20 protein-coding genes and 5 pseudogenes are annotated in these 23,913 nt (G+C 39.1%); 6 read left to right on the forward strand and 19 right to left on the reverse strand.

Annotated elements, in window-relative coordinates; all coding sequences use genetic code 11:
• Positions 1–20 precede the first annotated feature (20 nt).
• Entirely contained in the window at positions 21–578 is a 558-nt protein-coding gene (locus NYZ99_RS21780) for a hypothetical protein (RefSeq protein WP_338039430.1), read from the forward strand.
• 3 nt (positions 579–581) lie between these two features.
• Complete coding sequence (locus tag NYZ99_RS21785; protein ID WP_338039431.1) at positions 582–1,355, forward strand: serine hydrolase domain-containing protein; 774 nt, start codon at positions 582–584, stop codon at positions 1,353–1,355.
• Positions 1,356–1,598: 243 nt separating this feature from the next.
• Here the strand turns inward: NYZ99_RS21785 and NYZ99_RS10345 are convergent.
• Positions 1,599–2,440: pseudogene (locus NYZ99_RS10345) on the reverse strand (1,4-dihydroxy-2-naphthoyl-CoA synthase).
• Positions 2,441–2,587: 147 nt separating this feature from the next.
• Between NYZ99_RS10345 and NYZ99_RS10350 the strand changes: the two are divergent.
• Both NYZ99_RS10350 and NYZ99_RS10355 read left to right on the forward strand, forming a co-directional pair.
• A complete protein-coding gene (locus tag NYZ99_RS10350) occupies positions 2,588–3,316 on the forward strand; it encodes a phosphatase PAP2 family protein (RefSeq protein ID WP_260575177.1) in 729 nt (242 codons plus the stop codon).
• 208 nt (positions 3,317–3,524) lie between these two features.
• Positions 3,525–4,505: an amidohydrolase gene (locus tag NYZ99_RS10355; RefSeq protein WP_260575178.1), complete on the forward strand. Its 981-nt coding sequence runs from the start codon at positions 3,525–3,527 to the stop codon at positions 4,503–4,505.
• Positions 4,506–4,518: 13 nt separating this feature from the next.
• On the opposite strand, the gene NYZ99_RS10360 is transcribed toward NYZ99_RS10355, so the two are convergent.
• The 7 genes and pseudogenes from NYZ99_RS10360 to NYZ99_RS10390 all read right to left on the reverse strand — a co-directional run bounded on the left by NYZ99_RS10360 (position 4,519) and on the right by NYZ99_RS10390 (position 11,250).
• Positions 4,519–5,757: a glycosyltransferase gene (locus NYZ99_RS10360; RefSeq protein ID WP_260575179.1), complete on the reverse strand. Its 1,239-nt coding sequence runs from the start codon at positions 5,755–5,757 to the stop codon at positions 4,519–4,521.
• A 24-nt stretch (positions 5,758–5,781) separates the two neighbouring features.
• Positions 5,782–5,958: a hypothetical protein gene (locus NYZ99_RS10365; RefSeq protein WP_260575180.1), complete on the reverse strand. Its 177-nt coding sequence runs from the start codon at positions 5,956–5,958 to the stop codon at positions 5,782–5,784.
• 184 nt (positions 5,959–6,142) lie between these two features.
• The gene (locus NYZ99_RS10370) at positions 6,143–7,831 is read right to left on the reverse strand and encodes an alpha/beta hydrolase (protein ID WP_260575181.1); all 1,689 of its coding nucleotides are present in this window, start codon (positions 7,829–7,831) and stop codon (positions 6,143–6,145) included.
• Between the two features lie 334 nt (positions 7,832–8,165).
• Positions 8,166–9,676: pseudogene (locus tag NYZ99_RS10375) on the reverse strand (DEAD/DEAH box helicase).
• Between the two features lie 125 nt (positions 9,677–9,801).
• Positions 9,802–10,101, reverse strand: coding sequence for an NAD(P)-dependent oxidoreductase (locus tag NYZ99_RS10380; protein WP_260575182.1), 300 nt, complete (start codon positions 10,099–10,101; stop codon positions 9,802–9,804).
• A gap of 142 nt (positions 10,102–10,243) precedes the next feature.
• Positions 10,244–10,729, reverse strand: a complete 486-nt coding sequence (locus NYZ99_RS10385; protein WP_260575183.1) for an NAD(P)-dependent oxidoreductase — start codon at positions 10,727–10,729, stop codon at positions 10,244–10,246.
• A gap of 11 nt (positions 10,730–10,740) precedes the next feature.
• Positions 10,741–11,250 (reverse strand): DUF6155 family protein, encoded by a 510-nt coding sequence (locus NYZ99_RS10390; RefSeq protein ID WP_260575184.1) that lies wholly within the window; start codon positions 11,248–11,250, stop codon positions 10,741–10,743.
• Between the two features lie 169 nt (positions 11,251–11,419).
• On the opposite strand from NYZ99_RS10390, the pseudogene NYZ99_RS10395 reads away from it, so the two are divergent.
• A pseudogene (locus tag NYZ99_RS10395) lies at positions 11,420–12,282 on the forward strand (sigma-70 family RNA polymerase sigma factor).
• A gap of 646 nt (positions 12,283–12,928) precedes the next feature.
• Here the strand turns inward: NYZ99_RS10395 and NYZ99_RS10400 are convergent.
• The 11 genes and pseudogenes from NYZ99_RS10400 to NYZ99_RS10445 all read right to left on the reverse strand — a co-directional run bounded on the left by NYZ99_RS10400 (position 12,929) and on the right by NYZ99_RS10445 (position 22,481).
• Complete coding sequence (locus tag NYZ99_RS10400) at positions 12,929–13,582, reverse strand: YaiO family outer membrane beta-barrel protein (RefSeq protein WP_260575185.1); 654 nt, start codon at positions 13,580–13,582, stop codon at positions 12,929–12,931.
• Between the two features lie 61 nt (positions 13,583–13,643).
• Positions 13,644–14,027 carry a tetratricopeptide repeat protein gene (locus tag NYZ99_RS10405; RefSeq protein ID WP_260575186.1) on the reverse strand — a complete coding sequence of 128 codons (384 nt, stop codon included), beginning with the start codon at positions 14,025–14,027 and terminating at the stop codon, positions 13,644–13,646.
• Positions 14,024–14,407, reverse strand: coding sequence for a tetratricopeptide repeat protein (locus tag NYZ99_RS10410; RefSeq protein ID WP_260575187.1), 384 nt, complete (start codon positions 14,405–14,407; stop codon positions 14,024–14,026). Before NYZ99_RS10410 ends, NYZ99_RS10405 begins: the two co-directional genes overlap by 4 nt.
• Positions 14,391–15,911 (reverse strand): LTA synthase family protein, encoded by a 1,521-nt coding sequence (locus NYZ99_RS10415; protein ID WP_260575188.1) that lies wholly within the window; start codon positions 15,909–15,911, stop codon positions 14,391–14,393. The genes NYZ99_RS10410 and NYZ99_RS10415 overlap by 17 nt, the downstream gene beginning before the upstream one ends.
• Position 15,912: 1 nt before the next feature.
• On the reverse strand, positions 15,913–16,404 hold the full coding sequence (locus NYZ99_RS10420; RefSeq protein ID WP_260575189.1) for a hypothetical protein: 492 nt from the start codon (positions 16,402–16,404) through the stop codon (positions 15,913–15,915).
• Between the two features lie 2 nt (positions 16,405–16,406).
• A pseudogene (locus NYZ99_RS10425) lies at positions 16,407–17,837 on the reverse strand (glycosyltransferase family 2 protein).
• Positions 17,830–20,268, reverse strand: coding sequence for a HEAT repeat domain-containing protein (locus NYZ99_RS10430; RefSeq protein ID WP_260571080.1), 2,439 nt, complete (start codon positions 20,266–20,268; stop codon positions 17,830–17,832). The pseudogene NYZ99_RS10425 and the gene NYZ99_RS10430 overlap by 8 nt, the downstream one beginning before the upstream one ends.
• Before the next feature lie 70 nt (positions 20,269–20,338).
• Positions 20,339–20,518, reverse strand: coding sequence for a response regulator (locus NYZ99_RS21790; protein ID WP_338038952.1), 180 nt, complete (start codon positions 20,516–20,518; stop codon positions 20,339–20,341).
• Positions 20,511–20,702 carry a response regulator gene (locus tag NYZ99_RS21795; protein ID WP_338038953.1) on the reverse strand — a complete coding sequence of 64 codons (192 nt, stop codon included), beginning with the start codon at positions 20,700–20,702 and terminating at the stop codon, positions 20,511–20,513. The genes NYZ99_RS21790 and NYZ99_RS21795 overlap by 8 nt, the downstream gene beginning before the upstream one ends.
• A gap of 2 nt (positions 20,703–20,704) precedes the next feature.
• Positions 20,705–22,003, reverse strand: a complete 1,299-nt coding sequence (locus NYZ99_RS10440; protein ID WP_260571082.1) for a hybrid sensor histidine kinase/response regulator — start codon at positions 22,001–22,003, stop codon at positions 20,705–20,707.
• A complete protein-coding gene (locus NYZ99_RS10445; protein ID WP_260571083.1) occupies positions 21,966–22,481 on the reverse strand; it encodes a sensor histidine kinase in 516 nt (171 codons plus the stop codon). The genes NYZ99_RS10440 and NYZ99_RS10445 overlap by 38 nt, the downstream gene beginning before the upstream one ends.
• Before the next feature lie 145 nt (positions 22,482–22,626).
• On the opposite strand from NYZ99_RS10445, the pseudogene NYZ99_RS10450 reads away from it, so the two are divergent.
• Positions 22,627–23,910: pseudogene (locus tag NYZ99_RS10450) on the forward strand (dipeptidase).
• Positions 23,911–23,913: the final 3 nt, after the last annotated feature.

The raw sequence follows: 23,913 nt of genomic DNA on the forward strand, positions 1-23,913 counted from the left end.
TAGAAAGCTCAACTTTAACTATGCGAAAACTAAAATGGCTCCTTGTAGTTCTAATCATTGGATTGCTCTTATTCGGTTACTTCAACTATCCAAAACTGAATCTAATATCTGGCTACGCCTCTAAAAATTTAGCTTCCAACGTATTTATTGCCGAAAGGGACCCATACTTGGTCAATACCATAGACCATGACATGCCTCTGATAAAATTGGCCAATGTAGAAGTAGACACGAAAGAAAAATCCGCAACGGCCTCGGTTTTCGGGCTAATGAAACGTACGTCTGTTTATAAAAAAGGTTTGGGAGCCGTCCTGACCAATGAGGAGTATAAAAAACATCATTTTTCCATAGTTCCTGAGCGAAACCAAAAATGGGATACTCTGCCCTTTCCATATGGAAATCAAGGAATTAAGGATACCATTTTGACCAATGTAAATTATGAAGGTCTAGAATATGTTCTAAGTATGGCCTTAAAGGATTCTCTGCAAAAGACAAGAAGCATATTGGTCGTTTATAAGGATTATATTATTGGGGAAAAATATATTGACGGATTTACCAAGGATACCAAGATATTGGGTTGATCCATGACCAAAAGTATTTTGGGAACCTTGTACGGTATTTTGGTACATGAGAACAAGATTTCCTTGGACTACAGGCCATTTTCAAAGTTATTTAACGAAAGCGGCCCAAAATCAAAAATTACGCTTGATCATTTACTGCGAATGCAAAGTGGCTTGGCCTGGGATGAAAATTATTTCAAGATTTCCGATGTTACTAGAATGCTGTTTCTAGATTCAGATATGACCCAAACACAAGCCAAGAATGAGGTAATTGCTCCCCCAACAGAAGTATGGAATTATTCCTCCGGCACCAGTAATCTTCTTTCAGGAATTTTGAGAAAGCAGTTCCCTACGCATCAGGAATATCTGAATTTCCCTTACGCCAACTTGATTGATAGAATGGGTATGAACTCTATGTTGATAGAGACCGATTTAGTAGGCAATTTCGTAGGGTCCTCGTACAGTTGGGCCACAACAAGGGACTGGGCCAAATTTGGACTTCTGTATCTTCACAAGGGGGATTGGAACGGAGACCGAATTTTTTCAGAAAGCTGGGTGGATTACATCACCACGCCTACCAAAAACTCTGACGGTACCTACGGTGCACACTTTTGGTTAAATGCGGAAGGTAAATATCCGGATTTGCCCCGAGATCTCCATTCCGCCAATGGTTTTCAGGGACAACGTGTGTTTATCATTCCCTCTAGGGACGTGGTCATCGTCAGAACAGGACTAGAAGAGCAGTCGGACGAGCAGTTCAATACCCTTATTGGAGATATCCTAAAAACTATTGAATAAGCCTATTTTCTGTAATTAGTGTGCGAATTTTCAGCCAAACTACAAATTGCGGTGGATTGACCACAATTTTGCCTTGGGAGACAACAATAGTTTCCCCAAACCCTCCTTCCGATCTACTTTTACAGTGTTACAAAAACGAATTAATTTTTTTCATTTTCATATAGTGTTCTCGTAAAAGAGTCTGGTCTTAGCTGATTGGGCTCTTTTTAGTTTAGAACAATTCAGAATGAAATAAGTCGCTAATTACGGCAACCAATTATTCTTTCCAAAGTCCGGTTTTCTTTTTTCTAAAAATGCATTTCTACCTTCCTTGGCTTCCTCGGTCATATAGGCCAAACGGGTGGCTTCCCCGGCAAATACTTGTTGCCCCACCATACCATCATCGGTCAGGTTCATGGCGAATTTCAACATTTTTATGGAGGTCGGGGACTTTTGCAAAATCTCTTGTGCCCATTCATAGGCTGTATCCTCCAATTCTGAATGGGTAACCACAGCATTCACCATACCCATTTCAAATGCCTCCTGTGCAGAGTAGTTCCTGCCCAAAAAGAAGATTTCACGTGCCTTCTTTTGCCCTACCATCTTGGCGAGATAGGCGGATCCGTATCCTGCATCAAAACTAGTGACATCCGCGTCGGTCTGCTTAAAAATGGCATGTTCCTTACTGGCCAAGGTCATATCACAAACCACATGGAGACTATGTCCGCCCCCTACGGCCCAGCCTGGCACAACAGCAATGACCACTTTGGGCATAAAACGAATCATTCGCTGTACCTCCGAATGTTGAGACGGTGTTGTCCATCTTCGCCCACATATCCCTTATGGCCCCTGGCCTTTTGGTCTCCACCGCTACAAAAGGATCAAATACCATCTTTGGTAGAAGGGCCTTCCGCGGAAAGTAATACTACCCCAATAGAAGTATCTTCTTGTGCATCATAAAAAGCCTTTATCAATTCGCTAGTGGTATGTGGCCTAAAGGCATTTCGAACATTAGGACGGTTGAATGCAATTCTTGCGACTCCGTTACTCTTTTTATAGGTAATGTCCTCAAATTCCAAGGCAGTTCTCCATTCGGCTGCTTTCATTTCAATTCTTTTAAATTTATGGACATAAAGATAAATGTTCCAAGGGAAGTCTGCCAAAAGGAAATGAAATGAGTTAGAATCGTTTTTGTTAGTACCCATCAAAATCTAATTTTAAACTTACATTTAAGGTGAAATATAAAAAAGCCTATGAAGAGAGTGGTTTATGGCATTATTAAGTCGATACGGAAGTTTTTAACCGAAAAACTTCATTCCGAAGACTCCCGTTTGCCCTATTTTATCACCATAATCATTTCTCTCGTTGTTGTTGTAGTTGGGATCAATTTGTTTATTGAACTTACGGATACCCTTAAAACCGACACGCTTGCCAAATATGACACGGATATTACCAATTTTATAATTTCATACAGGAACCCTGCCCTTACGAAGTATTTTATTTTTGTAACTGATGTTGGGGACGTTCGTGGCTACCTCATTGTTTTGGGGCTATTTGTCATCCTCTCTTGGCGTATACTCAAATCTTGGAAATATGTCTTACAATCCGCTGTGGTACTTGCTTTAGCCACTCTTTCCAATATGGCACTAAAGAGATTCATTGATCGGGCGAGGCCAGGTATAGAACATCTAGTTTCCGTTGAAACATTGAGTTATCCTAGTGGACATGCCATGAGCGCCATGGCATTCTTTGGTTTTTTGATTTATCTAATATCAAAATTGAGAATCAACAAAGTCTTAAAATATACACTGATGGTTCTATTTGCCTTTTTGATTTTGAGCATAGGTATCAGTAGGATATATCTAGGGGTTCATTTCCCGTCGGACATAGCGGGCGGGTTCATAGCCGGATTTATATGGGTAGTTTTTTGTGTGCTGATTTTTGACGTGATTCAGATATTCAGAAGAGACCCAAAAGTTTAATTGCAGTAGGTATTAATTTTAAACCGATTTCCCTTTAAAGCTTTAAGTTAGATGTTGGATACGCTTAAATCGTTCAGAAAGGAATTGCACCAATTTCGGGAATTATCCGGATTAGAGACCCGAGACGGCCAAAAGGATAAAAGCATTTATCAAGGAAAACAGTGAACCGACAAGCATTTTAGATGATCTAGGAGGAAATGGGCTTGCGGTGGTTTATGAATTTCCATCTGACGGTCCCACTATAGCATTTAGATGTGAATTGGATGCTCTACCAATAAACGAGGAGAATCAATTTGAACATCGGTCCAAAAATCACGGGGTTTCCCATAAATGTGGACACGACGGTCATATGACCATTGTAGCCGGATTGGCACCGTGGATACAGGAACAAAACTTTAAAAAAGGAAAGATTGTTCTGCTTTTTCAACCCGCCGAGGAAACTGGGCAAGGTGCTGCCAAAATTTTGGCGGATAAAAGGTTCAGGTCATTGAATATTGACCATATCTATGCTCTACACAATATTCCAGGTGTTCCATTGCAAACCATAATAGCTCCAACCATGGGTTTTTCAGCTGAAGTACAAAGCTTTGCCTTGTATCTCACCGGAAAAGAATCCCATGCCTCCGAGCCAGAAAATGGAATAAATCCGGCCATGCCGATTGGGGATGCCATTAGATATTTTGAAGCATTAAATGTTCAGCAACCCAATGACCCAAACTTTAAAATTCTGACCCCGATTTATGCTAAAATAGGTGATACATCCTATGGTATATCGCCGGCCAAAGGGGAACTTCATTATACGATACGGACTTGGACCCCTGAAACCATGGAGTCCTTAAGGAAAGAAATAGAAAGCATTTGTTCCCAAATAAGTAAAACTTATTCTATCAATTATTCATTGGATTGGTTTGAATATTTTCCTGCAAGTATAAATGACTCCTCCGGTATTATGCTGGTGAAGAAGATTGCGTTAAAAAAGCAATATAAACTTCTTGAAAAAACTACTCCATTTTCATTTGGAGAGGATTTTGGATGGTTTTCCAAGGCATTTAAAGCCACCATGTTTGGTATTGGTGCCGGAGTCGATTCACCTTCATTACATCATGCGGACTATGATTTTCCTGATGATTTAATTTCTACGGGAATGGAAATGTTTACGTCTTTAATTCTTGAATTACTTGCTGAGTAGGCCTTGAAATATATTAGTTTCCCTTGTTCTTCTCCTCAATCCATTTAGCCATATACTTGGTACTTTGTAATGTATGATGCGCTAGAATGCCTCCCATAATATTTTTCAATCTGTGATGTTCCAAATTGTCCACTTTTTCGGTTATCCTGTTCATCAGTCTTTTTTCTAGTGAAGATTTGCTATAGAGAGTATTGATGATTTTTATTCCATTGCCCTGGGCTTCTTCCCAAACTGTTTTATCTGTATACAGTTCAATTGATTTTTGTACAAAATCCTCTTGAGATTCGGAAACAAAACCGTTCCAGTCCATATTGGCGTGCATACCTTCCGCCCCAATACCTGTCGTGACACTTGGTGTACCGTTCAACATGGCGTCTACCAATTTTCCTTTAATACCTGCCCCAAAACGTAGCGGTGCCAAACAAACCCTTGACATTTTCATCACCTCAGATACACTATTGGTCTTCCCCTTAATGTAGAAACCCTTTTTAGGGTTGTGGAGTTTAATGACAGTATTGGGTAGATATGCGCCATAGATGTGACATTGAACATCGGAAATTTGCGAATGAATTTTTGGCCAAATCTCCTGTTCCAAATATTTAATGGCGTCCACGTTGGGTGAATGCAACCCGCCTCCAATAAATAGAAAATCCCTTCTGTCATTAAATTCGGGCCAATCGTTTTGTTGGAAAATTTCATTGTGCATAAAGGGAAGATGCAACAATAGAGAGGCATCAAACTTGACAATTTTTTCTAAAAGTTCCATTTCAAAACTGGAGATGACCAAGGTGAGGTCGCATCGCAAAATACTCGCCAATTCCCTCTTGGTCTTACCATCCGCCAGCCATCGCGCTACCGTGAATGGAATATTCTTTTTAAAACATGTTTCCCTAACGTACCGCAACGAATGTAGATCCTCGGAATCCAATATGCGTAACGCCTTTGGGCAAACTTCTGCCACACGCCACCCATATTGCTCTTCGGTCAGAAATCTATCGAATAGCACAATTTCAGGTTTCAAGATTTTCAAAAATTCATCAAACGACGCATTGTTAAGTTCTATTTCTTCGGTTGTAATACCTAATGCCTGTAAATCTTCGGAACCCCCGGTTCTCTTAGAAGCGGATACAAATGTAATTTCTAAATCTCGGCTTGAGAAAACCTGCAACAATTGCATCATGCGAACTCCCGCTGCCGTGGCGGTAGGCTCCGGCCAGGTAAGTCCAATAACCAAAAGCTTTTTGGATTCCATTTCCATGCAATATACAGGAAGTATTTATTTCACGGTATTGTAACCAATATTGTCCACAACCACTATCCCTTTAGGGCTTTGGTCAAAAATCAACTGAATCTTATTTATGGCAGTACCATCAAAACCCGAGGTGCCTTTATCAAATTTTGAAAGCGGTATATGGAAGGTCTGCATTTGAACTTCCCAATCGTCCCCGATCATTTCCTTGTCCGAGAAAATCGAATTTTGTAAATTTAGTTTTTAAGGGTGGCATGATGTTTTTTACATCACTTATTTTTATGTTGGCCGAATGCCCCAAAGTATCCATTAAGACCGAGACTAAAATCATAGGACATTATAATATCCTTTTTACTTTCGGTATCCTTTTGATTCTCCCCCTCCGACTTTAACCATTTGAGATCACCACTTCCAATGGATAGCTGTATACTTTTAATCGAATCCTTCCGAATACGCTGGACGACTTAATTTCATAAGTTGGCTTTTTTTTAACCATTGCACTATCCTTTAAATTCCAGCCTAGTATTACAGCATTGTCATCCTGTTTTCCCTTATCCCTAGTCAAAAGACCTTGTTCCTTCCAAACCTCCAGTTGATTTCCATTTACTGTAATGCCATCCGATACTGTCGTAATATCAATATCTTCTTCAAAATCGACCAGATTCACAAAATCCGAAGACTCAAAATGGGTCATCAAATACTCCTCCGGCAACCAATCTTTAGCTAAAGCTACATTTTTAAAAATAGGTACATATTCATCATTATCTCTAAGTACGGCCTCCGAAAAAGCACTGATAAAAACTTGAGCTATTAGTTGCTGTTCTTCACCCTTTAAAAGTGGTTTAAGGTTCAACAACCACTTCATAGGTGCCCCAAAATCCGATTTCCCCCAAGTAGTATTGAATTGCCCATGATTGGCATGGTGAACATATACCCCGGCCTTGAATCGAGGTACGGAGTCCTTAAACTGTAATCTTCGATAAGGTCGTAAGCCCCAAAAGCTCACTTCGTCCGAATCATAGGAGCCTTGAAGACTTAAATAATTGACGTCCTTTAGAGTGATTTTTCTATCATACCGATAATCCGTCGGGGCAATGGAGACTATCCCTTTAATATTGAAATTAAAATCGAAAGGGACATCTGCATTATCCGGGAAAAAGGGAAGTTTGTTATACCCACCTGCAATAGTAACGGCCTCCCCTCCCCTGGAATGTCCCATGAGCATAATGTTCTGCATATCAATTTTTCCGGAAAGCTCGTGTGCCGAATCATTGTTCCATTGCTTCCATTGTTCCGGATGTTTCAAGAGCAGCCAAGCCCTAACGGGCATTTCTTTGCCCCTAAAATCACCTGACCAATGGGCGTTTATGAAATTTTCATCCACTGAAACAGTAATGATACCCCGACTGGCTAGTAAGTTCCCAAGATAACCATAGCCATCGTCAGAATAATCGATCATACTGTGATTTCCATGAACGATAAGTGCCAAGGGAAATGAATCGTTGCCATCCGGCATATAGACCCTACCATTAAGGGGAAATTCTGAAACTCCAAAACCCCAAAATTTCTCTCGCCATTTTTTCTTTTTCCCCTTCCATTCCGGTAATAGTAACGATGCATCCACGGTTGGGGTCTGAAACTGAACATTTTGCCCATATTCAATTCTTTTTTTATCGGAACCGCTTCCATAGGTAAAGGTTTTAACTTGATAGCTACCCATGGTTGTTGGGTTTTCCAACCCTTGCTCCTCTAAAGTACGCTCCCCTTTTCCTAAGGAAAATTTGGGGAATTCATTTACGTAAGGGTCATTTCCATTATTCATTAAAAGATAAATACCGTAGCCTAACCCAATCAGAGAAAATGAAAGAATCAAAAATGAGAGCAATGATTTTTTATTTATGAACCACCATATTCCCACAATAACTAGCAAAGCGATCAATCCCAATGTGTAATAAAGGATGTTAGGCCAACCGAAACCATATATTTTTAGGGAAACCAAGGTGGAAACCCCACTCAGAAATGCCAAAATATACATTGAATCAACACCTTTAAAAACAAACCGAATCAATTTGAACAATAAGTAAAAAAGTATTTGTACCAATATACCTGTGAGGATGGCGGAAGCATCATTAAAAAGGGTGGAACACCTGTTAAGAAATGGTAGCCATAAATACCCGTTAGAATAATTGTTGGTATAAAGGTGAGGAGAAGTTGACGGTTTTTCATTCGAGTCGGTTGAGGTATCTTTTAGCCCTTAAATTAACCAACTCCTGTCAAATATGTTTGGTTTGGAATGATTTTTAGGGATATCCTAAATTTTAAAGATTTTTAAAGGACTTATGAATTTTTAGAAGCAATAAAGTAAAGAAATGAAATCTGATAAAATTGATGCAAATACAGATAAGGGATAACTACATCTTAGCTGCGAACATTTTGGAAATTTTGGACCTGAGTTTTCTCTCATAGTCCTCTTCCAACCATTCCTTATAGTTTTTAGTATTGTTCATAATACAGTAGGAATATTGCCTCACCCGATACTGGATTTCTTCTTTTAGTTTTTTTGCTAGAATACGGGCGTCAAATACATCATCTGCGTTTTCCACACATATTTGGGCGTGTTGTTCAATGCTTTTTTCCGAACAAGTTTAGATTTCTCCCCGTTGGCAAAACTTTTCTTGTATTCTTCCTTAATATCGAATTCAATATTTTCCGACTTAGAAAATTCATCCCGCAGTTCCTGCGGCATTTCATAAACAAATTCCCGTTCTATATCCTCGTCATTCTTAATGTTCTCTAGGAAGAAATCTGGAAAATGAAAAATTTCCTGCCAATCCACCTTAGCGTCCCACATACCGAATCCGGCAATATTATTACCCATGTCAATGACATTGAATTCTTCTTTGTGGGGCAGGTACCTGGATCCACGACCAATCATTTGAAAATATAGGGTGAGTGAGCGAGTGGCCCTATTCAAAATGATAGTTTCAACGGATGGCTCATCGAAACCAGTTGTAAGAATGCTTACCGAGGTCAATATGGCATCCGGGGTTTCCTTGAACCATTTTAGTATATCCCTGCGTTCTGAAGCATTGTTCTTATTGTCCGAGATGTCTGATATTGTAACCGGCCTTTTTAAAGAGATCGTAAACATATCTTGATGTATTTATACCATTGTTAAAGATAAGTGTCTTAGTACCCTTTGCAATCTCCTCATAGGCATTCATCAATTTGCCCAACATACTATGGTTGCTATAGAGTTCGTCCGAAGACTTTACGGTATAATCGCCACTAATCCCCAATTTTAAGCTTTGAAGACTTACATCATAGTTGAACATATTGGCCCGGGCCAAAAACTTCTTCTCAATTAAGGATTCTATGGACTCCCCAATAATCAACTTTTTATAGTTGTCCTTCATGGGAAGCTTTATATTGGAACTTAATGGGGTGGCCGTAACACCTGAATTACAGATTTATCAAAGTATTTGAAGAGTTTTCTAAAAGAATTGTAGTGGGCCTCATCTATAATGACCAACCCTATATTGTTGATTTCGACCTTATCTTCCTGGAGGCGGTTATTTAGGGTTTCTACCATGGCCACAAAACATTTGAATTCGTCCTGGTCCTTTAATTCCTTTACATCACTATTAATTATTTTGTTCTTTACGCCGAAGCCGCTCAACATCTTGGAAGTTTGTATGCTCAGCTCTATACGATGAGTCAGCACTACGACCTTTTTCCCTGTTCGCTCTATATATCTCCTCGCTATTTCGGAAAAAATAACGGTCTTTCCTCCACCAGTCGGTAACTGGTACAATAAATTGGAATTATCAGAATTATCCTCAAGATATTCGAATATTTTCTTAAGGTCTTCCTCCTGATAGCCGTACAATGTTTTTTCAGTTGTGTCTTTTGTGGATTTCAAAAAGGCAAGAAAATTTTAGTTAGGTTAAAATTTCGAAACCTTAAAATTAGAGGATTTTTATCGGTAATTAAAATATAAATCCTGTCTGGACATCTATTCTAGAGAGAATTTATGAACTGCCATTGTTAATAGCCTTTATTTCTATTTACCATATTTATGAGTTCCTGACCCTTCCTTAAACGCTCATAATTTTCCAGTATCCGGGGTACTACGGAATTGGTATCGGAGACACTGGCATAATGTGGGGTCATGAATATTTTGGGGTGTTCCCAAAAGGGATGCTCTTTTGGTAATGGTTCTTGATGATAGACATCTAAACAGGCACCGGACAAATGATCATTTTCCAAAGCTTCCAATAAATCATTGTCGACCAAATGCCCGCCTCCGGCCACATTGATGACGTAGGCGTTCTTTGGCAGCATCATAAATACTTCCTTATTGAGGATTCCTTCCGTTTCGGGGTCAAAGGTAAAAGACAGACAAGAATTTCAGTCGATTCAAGAAATCGTTTTAGATTTTTTTGGCCTGCAAAGGTTTTTACATTTTTCAGATCCTTTTGGGTTCGGATCATCCCTGAACGGTAAAACCAAATTTCACCAAATCGTTCGCGGTCAAAGCACCTAATTCTCCAAGACCCATGATTCCGACGGTTACATCTTTAATTCTCCTATAGTTCTTTGGATTCCAATCATGGTCTGCCTGCTGCAGTTTATAGGAGTTAAAATTTTTCAACTCTGCAAGTATGACCGCCAATACGTGTTCTGACATATCGCTAGCCAAATAGGGGTCTACGACCCTAGTGATGGGTATATCCGTTGGAGCCGAAGCATCCTCAAAAATATAGTCTACCCCTGCCCCCGATGAAGCAATGCACTTTAAATTGGGATATATAGCCAAACTTCCCTCCGGGTGTTTCCAGATTAAGGCCATAGTAATGTTCTCTTTGGGATGCTCTTCCAAATAGCTGTATACTTCTATGGATGGGTTTCTATCCTTGAGAGCCTTCTTCCATGCATCAATTTTTCCATCTTGTCTAATGATTACTATTGCCATTTTGTCCAGTTTTAATCTAAAATATCCAAGGCCTTTGAAAAGGCTTCCTTATAAAGCCAGTTATTGGTTTGGGTGTGGTTGTAAATCTTTACGATTCTCTCTTTAAAATCGTCTAAAATACCATGTTGCGAAATAAAAGTGGTCATTTCCGAAAAGGAATTCAACATGCTCTTATAAAAAGCATCCGGTACATTGCGTTCTATGGAAAAGGTTTGGGCAATTTCCAAGTTAAAACACATCACATCTGCTATCATAGCACTGTCCACACCCAGTTTTGTAAAGTGCTTGATATACTTTTGGGCGACAGACCTCCTTGCCTTTGGCCTTTTTCTTTTGACAGGAAAATATTCATTGGAAATTTTTGTTTTGGCTTCCTGTACCATTTTGTCCTCTTTGGGATTAAAGGCAAAATCATAGTAGCCCTTTACGGCAGGAAACTTTTCATAGAGTTCCATTATTTGAGCTTCCAACTCCTTTTTTCGTAGCTCCGATAGATACTTTTTTAATGCTCGTTTGCTCATAATCGCTTGATTGTCTCAAAAATAAGCTTTGCCTTAACAACCACCTAAATCCTCGACAATTTACCTTATACCTTATAAATTTTGGAAAACATTATAGGTTTCTCTTTGGAAAAGACGTAATAAAAATGTATAATGAGAACTTGTACGAACATTAAATATAGATATATACATGAGGCAACTAAAGATTATCAAGCAGGTAACCAATCGCGAATCGAAATCATTGGACAAATACCTGCAAGATATCAGTAAGATTGATTTAATTACAGCAAACGAGGAAGTAGAACTGGCCCAAAGAATCCGTGAAGGTGATCAGGTGGCCCTTGAAAAATTGACTACCGCCAATCTACGGTTTGTGGTATCAGTAGCAAAACAGTACCGAGAACCAAGGATTAAAATTACCGGATTTGATCAACGAAGGCAATTTAGGTTTGGTAAAGGCAGCCAAGCGTTTTGATGAAACAAGGGGTTTCAAATTTATTTCTTATGCGGTTTGGTGGATAAGACAATCAATTTTACAGGCCTTGGCAGAACAATCAAGGGTTGTTAGGTTACCTTTAAATAAAATTGGTTCCATCAACAAGATAAAGAAGACCTTTTCTTATTTGGAACAAACTCATGAGAGACCACCGTCCGCAGAGGAAATAGCCAAGGAATTGGAGATGACGGTAACAGAAGTAAAACAATCCTTAAAAAATTCGGGAGACACGTTTCCATGGATGCCCCTTTACGGGAAGGTGAAGATTCTAATTTATATGATGTCCTAAGGTCCGGTGAATCCCCAAAACCGGATAACCATTTGTTACGACAATCCTTAAATACTGAAATTAACAGGGCCTTGGAAACCCTTTCCCCAAGGGAAGCAGACGTGGTAAAGCTCTACTACGGTATTGGTGACCAACAATCTATGACGCTAGCGGAAATAGGCCATACTTTTGACTTGACAAGGGAACGCGTACGCCGATTAGGGAGAAGGCAATCAGAAAACTTCGACACAACTCAAGAAGTAAGTTGCTAAAAACATACTTGGGATAGCACTCCCCAAAAAAGCCTCAAATAAAAAGCGCCCGTATAGAATATACGGGCGCTTTTTTGGTAGTACACACTAGACACTAAGAATATGTTAGCTTGTTGATATTTGAATCTACAAGAATATTATTTAAACTCTCAATAAAATTATGATAAGATGCATTGTCGTTGCCTTGATTTGCCATATTGTTTTATTTTAAGGTTAAGATTTTTCAGTTACATATAGTCCAATTCCGCTAATTCGTTAAGGCTAAGAATTTCATTTAGTTCTTGAAGAAAAACCAGGTATTCTTCACCGTAGGTATCGTAAAGCATGGATTAGGGGTTTTTAATTTAATATTCGATTTGGTTACTTTTTAAGTACGACCTAAATGTAGGTTCTCATTGCGTTTGTGACAATTAATTGTGGTAAACCCATTCATTTATGTTGTAAAAAATACCGTTGGTATAGGTATGCGGTTTTCAATACCGCTCAATCCTGTATTTTACTGGGGATTACGTATGTTCCGTTCGTCGATAATTTATAATGGTTCAACGGAATTTCACCTGATAGGCGATGCCCGCGGTAACGGACAAGAAGAAATTACCTGAGCTAAAGGCCAACTCTTGTCGGTTTACTCCCAGATTGGCCTTATATTGATTATTCCCGTTTTTATTGGTAAACTGATATTCCAATCGTAGTCTTTGTGATTCCGAGATACAACAAGGTTTCTGCCAATAACTGTCCGTTGACAATGAATTGGTTCAGTTCCGTATCAAAGCCATACACGAGATTTATCCCCCAAAAATGGTTACCATCCCTTAGATATCTACGAACCAAGAGATTCCCTGAAATACCTATTCCTTTTCTTGCATCGGGCACAACATAAGGTCGAAGTACAGCATAATAGTTTCCCCTGTACAGTCCAAATGTTCCGGTTAGAATGGTAGCATCATCTTGCTCAAAAATTAAGTGTCTAAAACCTAAGGATGCCTCCATTGCCTTTGGTAGCTCCTTCACCAACTCCCCTCCTATTCTATGCTTCGGAAAAATTGGGGCTCCGAATATCCATAATTGAAATAACCGCTCATGGACTTTGAAAATGCTGGGATAGGCATCCACTTCGGCCTGTACTCCATTGATATTAAACCTACGATGATAGTTTAACCTTGGAATGAGAACGCCCCATTGGGTCTTTTTTTTATATTCCAAGGCACCATAATACATGAGGTCCAATTGCCTGTCAAAAACCTCGGCCTGGGTATATACGGATAAGGATTGGTTCCGCTCTTCCTCAATTTTTGTTTCCTTTAGTACGTTCTGCAAAAGTCCCTGGTCTTCTATTTGTTGTAGGATTTCCTTTTTTAGGATTAATAATTCCTCATTTTCACGGCAGATAGGTTAAAGCCTTATTGGTTAAACCCACGGCAATATTGTAATTCTTGGCGTATAGTTCATTTTTAATGGCGCCTATCCAAACTTCAGCGTTTCCTCGTTCGATACTTGTAATTCTGTTGAATTCCAATCGTGCCGAATCATATTCTTCATCCCAGCTGTACGTTTTTGCCAATAAACTGCGAACATCCGTGTAATTGGGATATTTGGTCAAGATTCTTTTTAAGGTGTCCCTTGCTGAAGCTCTGTTACCGGCAAAAGCCAAATCCCTGGCAGCAAAATAGGAAGCATCCGGATCGCCGGAATATGCAGAATCCTGACCGAAGGTCCTAACGGTAAACAACACAATAAAAATTAAGAATATCTTTTTAATCATTGTTTTTCAGAGCCTATCTCGGCCGTTTTTTGCTTGAGGGCAGGGATTCCATTCTTCTCCTCTTGATTTATGATCAAGGCTATGGATCGGTCGAATTTTCCTTCTAAGATTTTATCCTTAATACTATTGTTTTTGGCCGTGCGCTGTATTTCATAGGCCATTTCGTTTTGTCCTGACCAGTAATAGGCATCCATTAATGCGCAGTAACCATCTTCATATTTGGGGTACTTTTTGATAACATCGCCTAAAATATCTATCGCTTTCCCGTAGTCTTCCTTCCATGAATAAATCCTACCCATCAAAATCTCAGTATCGGCATGTCTAGGAATTTCACTTAGTATATATTCACAAAGTAAGACGGCCCTACCATAGTCTTTCACGGAACGCCAAGTGCTTAGCCTTTGCATAGGCATTGTCAAAATCCTTTCCGTTAAAGACACTCTCTACCCAAATCATTTCTTCCTTAGAAAACTTGGGTTTCTTATCTTCTATTAAAGAAATGGATTCCGGAATAATCTTATTCTTGAGGGTAACGTAATTATTGATGGATTTAAAGTTCTCAAACCTACTTTCAATAACGTTTACTTCTTCTTCACCATCTATTTCCATTAATTTTAACTCACTGTCCAATCGGTATATTTCACCATCGGAGTACAAGATATCATCAAGGATGAAATCCTGAATATTATAGGCGCTCCTTAACAAAGGAATTTCCCTATAAACACTTAAATGGGAATGTTCTATTAAATCTTCGCCTATAAACCCTAATTGATCAGGAACCTTGAATGCTTTTTTTTCAGAAATTAAAGCGAGTAAACTCGGTGCTATATCTGCATGTGATGAAACTTTTTCAATTTCAGCATCAGATTTTAATAGGGGGCTAAAGATTAACAGAGGAACCCTATACTTTGATAACGCATTGCCTTGTGAAATTTCTGATAATTGATGGCTTCCGGTTATTAAATAGATAGTATTTGAATATTGGGGAGTTTCTTTCTCTTTTGCCATAAACTCGGCCAGTGCCTGATCCGCATATAGGAAACTTGAAAATAGTTCGTCATTACGTCTAACAAACCTTTTTCGAGAATCGTCCAAGTTAGATTTCCTGGTTATTTCTCGAACCCTATCCTTATAATCCTCAATATTGGGTATAAGGAAAGGAGCTTTGGTACTAAGGGTTACAAAAACATCCAATTTAGATTCATGGGATGCTTTTGCGTTTTTATGAAAGTTGGCAAACAAGGCATTATCAGGATAGCCTAAGGTGATTCCTGCAGCATCCTCTTCCTGTAAAGTAAACTCCTGCCCAAAATTATTTCGATCAAAAATAAGATCCACTTTTTCCTCTTCCAAAAACCTATCCACATTGTAAAGGGCCGTATTTCCCCCATAGTTAAAGCTTGTACCGTACCCGTTTTCCTTCAAAATACTGTACAGGGTGTTTCTGTGCGTAAAGTTTGGAAGGGTGGTAAATCCCGCCTCTCCAAAAGGTAACGAACCGATTATACTAGGAATCGCGGCATGGCTTTCCCCTGTGTTGCTTAAAAAATTCTTCCAACTCAAAGAGTTTGTTTTCAGTTCTTGGAGGTTAGGCATAAAATCATTGAAACGACCATTTACAAAGTCATTGCCTAAACCATCGACCATAATGATTTTAATATTGGGCAAAGAATCCAAGGGTTGAAAATATGTTGTTAATCCTGTTGTTTTCTGAAAAGGCTTCATTAAAGGATATTCCTCTTTACCCTCATAACTGTTACTTTGAAATAGCCTTTTGGTCACATGTTGTGCCAAATGTTGGGTCTTGTTTTCATTTACCGGTTTTTTATCGGAATATAAAGTGGCAAGGAAAATACTGAAAAACACGATTGTGAGGGGGTACATTCTACTGATGACCGTATAGAAGGACGCAATATATTTTTGAATGAAAAAACATATGCCAATGGTAATCATCGAAACCACCATGGACTTGTGTTATTGAGAATTGTAATTCCTTGTTTTTTAAAAGTCCCAACAAATCAGAACCCAAGGGTTCGAAATTTTGTACATAATACGTAATAAGTCCAGCCTCATTGATCAACAGAATAATCAGTATAATTTTGGTTGCCTTGAGTCCGAGACCTGGTTTCTTGTTTTCCAAAAGATTAAAAATGAATGCCAAGAAAAGGGAAACTACAGAAGCAAATCCCAAATGGTGCAATAGATACAACAGGAAACTACTATTGAAAATACTGTCCAATACCCCCATGGAGTACAACATGGTATTTTGATAGATGGAAAGAATAGTCAAGCCCACAAAGAAGGTAAGCACCATGGGAATAAAGTCCCGAAGTGTCTTCTCTTTGTTTTCAATATGTTCATCCCTGTATTCCAACATACCTAGCTTGCTTTTGCGAATCCTTTTCTAACCTGAGACCCCCAGCCGGACTTAATCTTAAACAATTTTTTATAGTTTCCACGTACTGCGAATCATACCACCAACGGATGAAACGTAATGGGTTCTATAATGGCACAGAACATCAATATGAGTATGTCCTTTGTTTTCTTGTATTCGTTATAGGAATATACATCCCATAGAATGGCGTAAAAAGAGAACATTATAGAGAATAGGTAGACTGCCGCAGTGATGGCCAAAAAGAAATCCCAATTCAGAATCCCCAACCAATAAAAAAGGACAATGGTAAAAAAGCCGAAAAACTCCAATAGCGGAGCCAACCATTCATAAAAAAACCAATAGGGATAACTTAACATGCCCAATCTACCAAACTTTGGGTTGAAGAACATATCCTTATGCTTAAACAAGGTTTCCAGGTTTCCCCTTGCCCACCTATCCCTCTGATTTACCAGTATTTTAGGATCTTCAGGCACCTCTGTCCAGCACAAGGGATCGGGAATATATTCAACTGTATAGGGTAATTTACGCTCGTGCATATAGCGCCTCATCTTAAATACGATTTCCATATCCTCCCCCACCGTATTGGTATCATACCCACCAACTTCCAATGCGATTTCACGGTCAAAGAAACCAAAGGCCCCGGAGATTATTAACAAGCTATCGATTCGGCCCCATGCCATTCTACCCAAAATGAAAGACCTGGTATATTCCAATAGTTGAAAACGGGCCAACCAATTGGTAGGGAGGCGTATTTCCTCCAACTGTCCACCCTGAATTAAGCAGGAATTAGCCACACGAATCACACCCCCAACAGCGATAACTTGTTTTTCTGATCGTTGGAAGAATGATTTTACTACATGCAACAAGGCATCGGGTAATAAAAGACAATCCACATCTATACAGCCGACATATTGATTTGTAGACAATGCCATTCCCGTATTCAACGCGTCGGATTTTCCACCATTTTCCTTGTCAATTACCGTTAATTTAGAGAAAGCCTTATGGGGTGACTTATAAATACCACGTATAGGTTTGTTTCTCCAATCCGGATCTATTTCCTGTTCTATTTTTATAAGGTCATACGCATCTATCATTTTCTGCAAGGTATCATCCTTACTGCCATCATTGACCACCATGACTTCATAGTTTACATACCGGAGCGACATGAGGGAACGAATATTTTCCACAATAGTTAGCCCTTCATTATAGGCAGGAGCAATAATGGTTATGCTAGGAGCTAGTGGGGAGGCCATAAGCTTGGACATATCCCCAAAACTATTTTTGTTTCTGTAATGTATGGAGTTCCTGGTGGACAAATAGCCCATTAAGGTGAACATGGAGAACAAGACCACTGTAAACACAAAGAAAACAATGTTGATATACTCCATCAATATGTCCGGAAAGCCATTAGCCATTTTTCTTATTGTAAAATTTGGTGGAAATATTGCATAAATGGTCAAACAAGGTTCCCTTGGTACCGGAATTAAAATTGGCAGTAACTAATCCATTATTCTCTTTCTCAGTTATTACCGTAGGTTCAAAATTAAAGGTGAAAAAATCCGGGTCATCCTTTTTTATCAATTCCTCAATAGAGATGGATGAATCATTGTCTTGTCTATCCAATCCCGATACAACTTCCTCTAACCGATTTTGCAATACCTGAAGCACCTGTAACGCGGTTTCCCTAATTACCTTGTTCCCATCTGAAACCAGGGTATGCAGTAGAGGAAGTTCCTTTGCATCTCCCAATTCTGCGATTTCATTCAACAAAAATAATTTGGATTCAAAATCACCTTTGAAAATCAATTCCTCAAAAACACTGTATTCCTTTTCAGGAACACTTTTGTTTGTCTCTTCTTGAACTTTGTAATTTGAAATTAAATAGTCTAGGATATTCCCAATTTTTTCCAAAACAACGGGAGATTTTTCCTTTGCCAAAAGGGATTTTAAGAATGGGATTTCCCTTTCATCCCCCAATTCCTCAATGTTTTCCAATAAGGCTATTGTTTCCAACTCCTCATGGAATTTTGGTTTAGGGATGATGAAATCCATGGAAAATACATTCAAAGTCTCTTTATTCTTAAATTTCTCCTCAGGTAGGTTGCTAATATTCCGTGTTGGTACCTCAAAATCAAGTGGCCATTCTATGTATTGTTCATTTTCTATTTCCTCAATTGAAGAACATGCCAAATCCTCCTCTACCAATACTTCCAATTCTGAAAAATCAAGTAAATCATGGGGTTCTACTTCCTGTATAGAATCTTCTATTACAGGGTTTACTTCCTCATAAATCACTTCCTGCAAATCGATATCTATCAAACTTTCTTCTTGAACGGGAAGTACCACGTCATAAACCACAGGGAATTCTACGATATTATATATAGGTTCATCTTGTTCTTGCACCACGAAAGGCAAAAAATCAACATCAAACCTAACAAGAGTTTGAGAGGCTTTTACTTCCTCGTACAAAACTTTTATGTGATTAATTGATTCTTCACTGGAATTATCCGTGGTAATTTCTGTTTCGGAAGCGGTCACAACCGGTAAAAATGCAATTTCCGCTTCGGTCAACTCCTCGGACGTTTTGGATTCTACCTCTTTTGAATCCTCCATTTCAAGAATTTCATTCTTTTTGGAAGTATCCATTTCCAAAGGATTTGTTATGGGATCAAGGACTTCTTTGGGTTCGATTTCAATATTTTCTTCTTGAGACTCCTGAACAGTTGATTGCGAACCCTCTTTGTTTAAATCTTCCGTTAACTCTTTCCGGTCTTTCCTGTCGAACTCATTTTCTACAGGTTCCTTTAGTACTTCTTCGGAACCGATAAAATCGGATAATGGCTCTATATCCTTCGTCGGAAGTATGGTTTCCGGACTAATGGTATTTATGGCCCTTACCGCTTTGTTCTTGACCATAAAAGTGTTGTTACTTTCAGCGATACTTTGCAAAAAGGGAATATCCTCATCGGTACCTATTTCAGCTATCGTATCTAGAATATGCATTTTAATGTCCGTATTGTTCTTCCAAAACAACTGTTTTAAAATAGGCAGGGCCTCTGTGACATAAAATTCCTTGATACAATGAATGGCTTCACGTTTAATGTGATTGCTTTTATGTTTGACCAAGGTAATGAGAGAAGCGTTAGCATCATTTTGGTTATAATGCTTTATAAGTCTAAGGGCAAAAAGGACAACATAGTTGTTTTTGGAAGTCAACCATAACCTAAAAGGTGGAGCTGTGTAGTCTACCTTATTCCGTACTACATCCAAAAGTTTTAATTGTTGCCATTCAGAAATTTTGTATTTGGTGTTATCCAAAAAGTACGATATCCCCTCCTTATCAAGGGTAACAACAGCAATTTCGGCCTGTTTTCTTACAGTACCCCTTTTATCGTTGATGAATCGCGTAATTGGTCTGTAGGCTTCGGCAACGTGCATCCGGGTAAGTTCAAATATTCCCTTAGCTATAATTTCCCAACGCCAACTTTTTAATTTCTTGAAGGCATCTTCATGTAGCCCTAAATCCTGATAAATATGGAAGAGTTCGGTTCGTGTGTTTCCTGAAACATCCTTCCTCAAATCCATCAAAATTTCGGTAAGCACTTTACGGTCGAACGGACTTTTGATCAATTCACGCACCTCTATTTTAAGCCCTATATAGTTTATCTTTTCAATCTTGTTCCCATTTTCATCATAAAAAAGGAACTCGCTCACAATTGGTGATAATTCCTTTTTCTTCTCCCTGATTTTTTGAGCCTCTCGGGTAATCTTATTCCTTAAATAAAAGACGGATACCAAGTATACCATAGCCAGCCCCACAAAAAAAGCGGACAAACCCCATAACAAATCCGTAGGGATTTTGGGGCTTGAAATAAGGGTCGTTATTTTAAGGGTCCGGGGGACTATAATTATTGATTTAAGTTTTGTTAAGTTCTCGTGCCAGTCGAACCAATAACTCCGTTGGACTAAAGGGTTTCGAAATAAAGTCGTTCGCACCTAGTTCAAAGGCACTTAATAGATTTTCTTCATTCCCTGCGGAGGAAATTATGATTATCGGGGTATTTAAGGAAAGTTCATTCCTTACATAGTTAATCAATTCTATTCCGAGAAAAATAGGGCATCATAATATCGCTTACGATGATATCAGGTTGCGTGGTTTTAAGATATTCCTTTACCTCCTTCCCATTGGAAGAATGGTGAACGTTATACCCTCCCTTTTTGAGTCTAAAACTTAATAGGGAAGCTAATAAATCATCATCATCTGCCAATAATACCTCCATATCTAGTTACCCTTTTCCTTTTTTAATTCAACAAAGGCCTTTTCGATTTGGGCTTCGTATTCCGGATAATATTTTAGAAAATCCTGGTACATAGACCGCACCTTTAGCTCATCTTCATCCTCACATGTAGCTTGCATATCGACCATTAGTTCGGCTAATTTTTCCAATTTTAACATCTTAAGGCCTGCTTTTAGTTTGTGCGCAGCAAAGCCTATCTCCTTAAGGTTACCCTGTTTAAGATTTATCTTTACAGAGCCAATGAACTCGTAGACATTCTGTTTGAACAATCGAATCAGTTCCTCCATAACACTCATTTCTCCGCAGCAATCATCCAAAACCTCTTGTAAATCTATTTTGGTTGAAGATTTCCCAGTAATAACTTGAGTACTCAGTAACCTCTTGCTATCGCTTGAAAGGGAGGTGTTACTTTTCGCCTTTAGCAATTTTTTCATTAATTCGTCCAAGGTATAGGGCTTTAATAAAAAATCGTTGATTCCGAAGGCGATACAGTTTTCTTCGTCCTTTGCCGTAAAATCCGCACTTACCGCTATGATGGGCACTTGATTAATTTTATTGTCCGTCCTAATCATATCGGAAATTTGAAATCCGTTTAGATCGGGCATCTTTAAATCCATAAGTATCAAATCAATACGCTGTGATTTTAGGATTCCCAAGCCTTTATCAGCGTTAGAAGTCACAAATACCTTACAGCCCCATTTCGTCAATTGCTCCTGAATCAGGTGTTGGTTCATCTGATTATCCTCAAAAACCAAAATTCCGGTGCCTTTCAATAATTCCTTTCCCTTCAGGGTATTAATAGTACTTAGGGATTGTTTGGGAATATTCTTTGAAGTCCCTTTTTTGTAGGGGATGGTGAACTTGAACGTGGAACCAGTGCCTAAATGGCTTTCAGCGGAAATTTCACCTCCTTGTTTTTCCACTAGTTCCTTTACAATGCATAGGCCCAAGCCTGTTCCCCCATATTTGGAGGCTGTATACGCATCGGCCTGTTTAAAACATTGAAAAATATTCGTTAACTGTTCCTTGGACATGCCAATTCCAGTATCCTGAACCTTGAATTCCAAATTATACCGATCATCAACGACCTCCTTTAAATTTATTTCCAAGCGGATAAATCCCTCCTCAACAAATTTTATGGAGTTTCCCAAGAGGTTCAAAAGTATTTGTGATAATTTGGATGGATCACCCACCAAAGTACCCGGTACTTTTCCGTCAATCTTTAATTGTAAATCAATTTTACGATCAATTAGCAAGGTCTCGGCATAGAAAAACCACATCATTTATCAAGCCAATGAAATTAAAATCCACCTCAATAAAATCCTCCATACCGGCGGATAATTTGGAGTATTCCAGCACTTCATTGATTATCTCCAATAAGTTTTGTGAGGCCATATGAATAGCATCTACCTTTTTCGCTTGACTTTCGTTTAAATCATCCTCACGTAAAAGATTTGCAAAACCTATGATTCCGTTCAAAGGAGTACGGATTTCATGGCTGATATGGGCAATAAACCTAGTCTCATGGGATAAACCACCACTGTCTATTGTTTTAATGCTCGGAACTCTAGAATCCTGACCATCGGATATAGTCTTATCAGGATTAGAGATTTTCTCCTCCAAAAGATTTGAAAATGCCTTAAAGGAGGATTTAAGAGAGGCGGCCTCGGTTGCATTAAGCGATTCAAATGAAAAGCTGGATAAGGTTGATTCCAAATGCTTTAACTGATTTAATAAATTTTCTGTCTTGACGCCGTCCATGGATGGGTTGGTATTTTTTTAAAGGTCTTGTTTCATTAATACGTCTTAAAATTGCCCCTTTAGTGTTCTACCCACAATTAAATGTTCCCTAGGCTTCTTTTTTTGTTGTGAATAGCCTTTATTTGTAGGTATAAATTCCTACACAATGAAGCGGTACATCTATATTTTAGGCGTTATGGCGATTTTTGCCTGTAAAGAAAAAGAGCCCCAGGTAACGGAATCCTTGGAAGAAAAAGCCCAAAGAATCCACGAGAAGGTGATAACTCCGGATACCCATGACGACATCAATGTGGCCAATTTTACGGATAGCATCAACTATACCCAAAAACTAAATACTCAGGTAAATCTCCCCAAAATGGAAGAAGGTGGTTTGGATGTGGCTTGGCTGATAGTATATACAGGCCAAGATACCCTTACTCAGGAAGGATACGCCAAGGGAAAGGAAAATGCCATGGCCAAATTTGATGCCATCCATAAACTATGTGAGGAAGTTGCACCTGATAAAATTAATCGGCCTTAACCTCTGAAGATGTTAGGCGCATTCATGGCGAGGGGAAAAAAGTGGCCATGATCGGCGTGGAAAACGCCTACCCTATGGGTGAGGACTTGTCCGAGTTTGAACGCTACCATTCGTTAGGTGCGAGATACATATCCTTAGCGCATAATGGCCATAGCCAATTCAGTGATTCCAATACGGGGGAACAAGATTCCGTATGGTTACATAATGGTTTAAGTGAGTTAGGTAAAGAAGCTGTAATAGAGATGAATAGACTGGGAATTATGGTAGATGTTTCGCACCCTTCAAAAGAGGCGATGAAACAAATGATTGCTTTATCCAAAGCTCCAATCATTGCTTCCCATTCATCGGCAAGGGCCCTGTGCGACCATAGCCGAAACTTGGATGACGAACAGTTGATGTTGATGAAAGAGAATGGCGGAGTGGTTCAAACGGTAGCTTTTAGTTCCTACCTAAATACGGAAAAACATGAGGCGCGTGCGGCCTATATGAAAGAAGTGTATCAACAGATTGCAGACTCCTTGGGTATTGAATGGTACGAACGTTCCCAGTTTAGAAGCCTCACGGATGACCAAAGGGCCTCGTTTATGGAAAATTATCCGAAGGTTACCCAAATGGGACAAGAATTGGTCAAAAACAGAAAAGATGCCCCGAGAACCCGTGAATGTATCGGACTTCGTAGACCATATTGATTATATGGTCAAAGTGATGGGAATAGACCATGTGGGTATCAGTTCCGATTTTGACGGGGGTGGTGGAATAGATGGCTGGTCCGATGCCTCAGAAACCTTCAACGTGACCTTGGAACTAGTAAAAAGAGGCTACACGGAAGAAGAAATCGGTAAACTTTGGAGCGGCAACCTACTACGTGTTTTGGACGAAGTGCAAGCAATCGCCAAAACTATGTCTTAACGG

The sequence above is a fragment of the Maribacter litopenaei genome, from assembly GCF_025244665.1.
GTDB lineage: Bacteria > Bacteroidota > Bacteroidia > Flavobacteriales > Flavobacteriaceae > Maribacter > Maribacter litopenaei.

Bases quoted from the DNA above. Each gene is read 5' to 3' on its own strand.
- NYZ99_RS21780 (WP_338039430.1), top strand. From the start codon at position 21: ATGCGAAAACTAAAATGGCTCCTTGTAGTTCTAATCATTGGATTGCTC.
- NYZ99_RS21785 (WP_338039431.1), top strand. From the start codon at position 582: ATGACCAAAAGTATTTTGGGAACCTTGTACGGTATTTTGGTACATGAG.
- NYZ99_RS10350 (WP_260575177.1), top strand. From the start codon at position 2,588: ATGAAGAGAGTGGTTTATGGCATTATTAAGTCGATACGGAAGTTTTTA.
- NYZ99_RS10360 (WP_260575179.1), bottom strand. From the start codon at position 5,757: ATGGAATCCAAAAAGCTTTTGGTTATTGGACTTACCTGGCCGGAGCCT.
- NYZ99_RS10365 (WP_260575180.1), bottom strand. From the start codon at position 5,958: ATGATCGGGGACGATTGGGAAGTTCAAATGCAGACCTTCCATATACCG.
- NYZ99_RS10380 (WP_260575182.1), bottom strand. From the start codon at position 10,101: ATGATGCTGCCAAAGAACGCCTACGTCATCAATGTGGCCGGAGGCGGG.
- NYZ99_RS10385 (WP_260575183.1), bottom strand. From the start codon at position 10,729: ATGGCAATAGTAATCATTAGACAAGATGGAAAAATTGATGCATGGAAG.
- NYZ99_RS10390 (WP_260575184.1), bottom strand. From the start codon at position 11,250: ATGAGCAAACGAGCATTAAAAAAGTATCTATCGGAGCTACGAAAAAAG.
- NYZ99_RS10405 (WP_260575186.1), bottom strand. From the start codon at position 14,027: ATGATTAAAAAGATATTCTTAATTTTTATTGTGTTGTTTACCGTTAGG.
- NYZ99_RS10415 (WP_260575188.1), bottom strand. From the start codon at position 15,911: ATGTACCCCCTCACAATCGTGTTTTTCAGTATTTTCCTTGCCACTTTA.
- NYZ99_RS10420 (WP_260575189.1), bottom strand. From the start codon at position 16,404: ATGTTGGAATACAGGGATGAACATATTGAAAACAAAGAGAAGACACTT.
- NYZ99_RS21795 (WP_338038953.1), bottom strand. From the start codon at position 20,702: ATGGAGGTATTATTGGCAGATGATGATGATTTATTAGCTTCCCTATTA.
- NYZ99_RS10440 (WP_260571082.1), bottom strand. From the start codon at position 22,003: ATGATGTGGTTTTTCTATGCCGAGACCTTGCTAATTGATCGTAAAATT.
- NYZ99_RS10445 (WP_260571083.1), bottom strand. From the start codon at position 22,481: ATGGACGGCGTCAAGACAGAAAATTTATTAAATCAGTTAAAGCATTTG.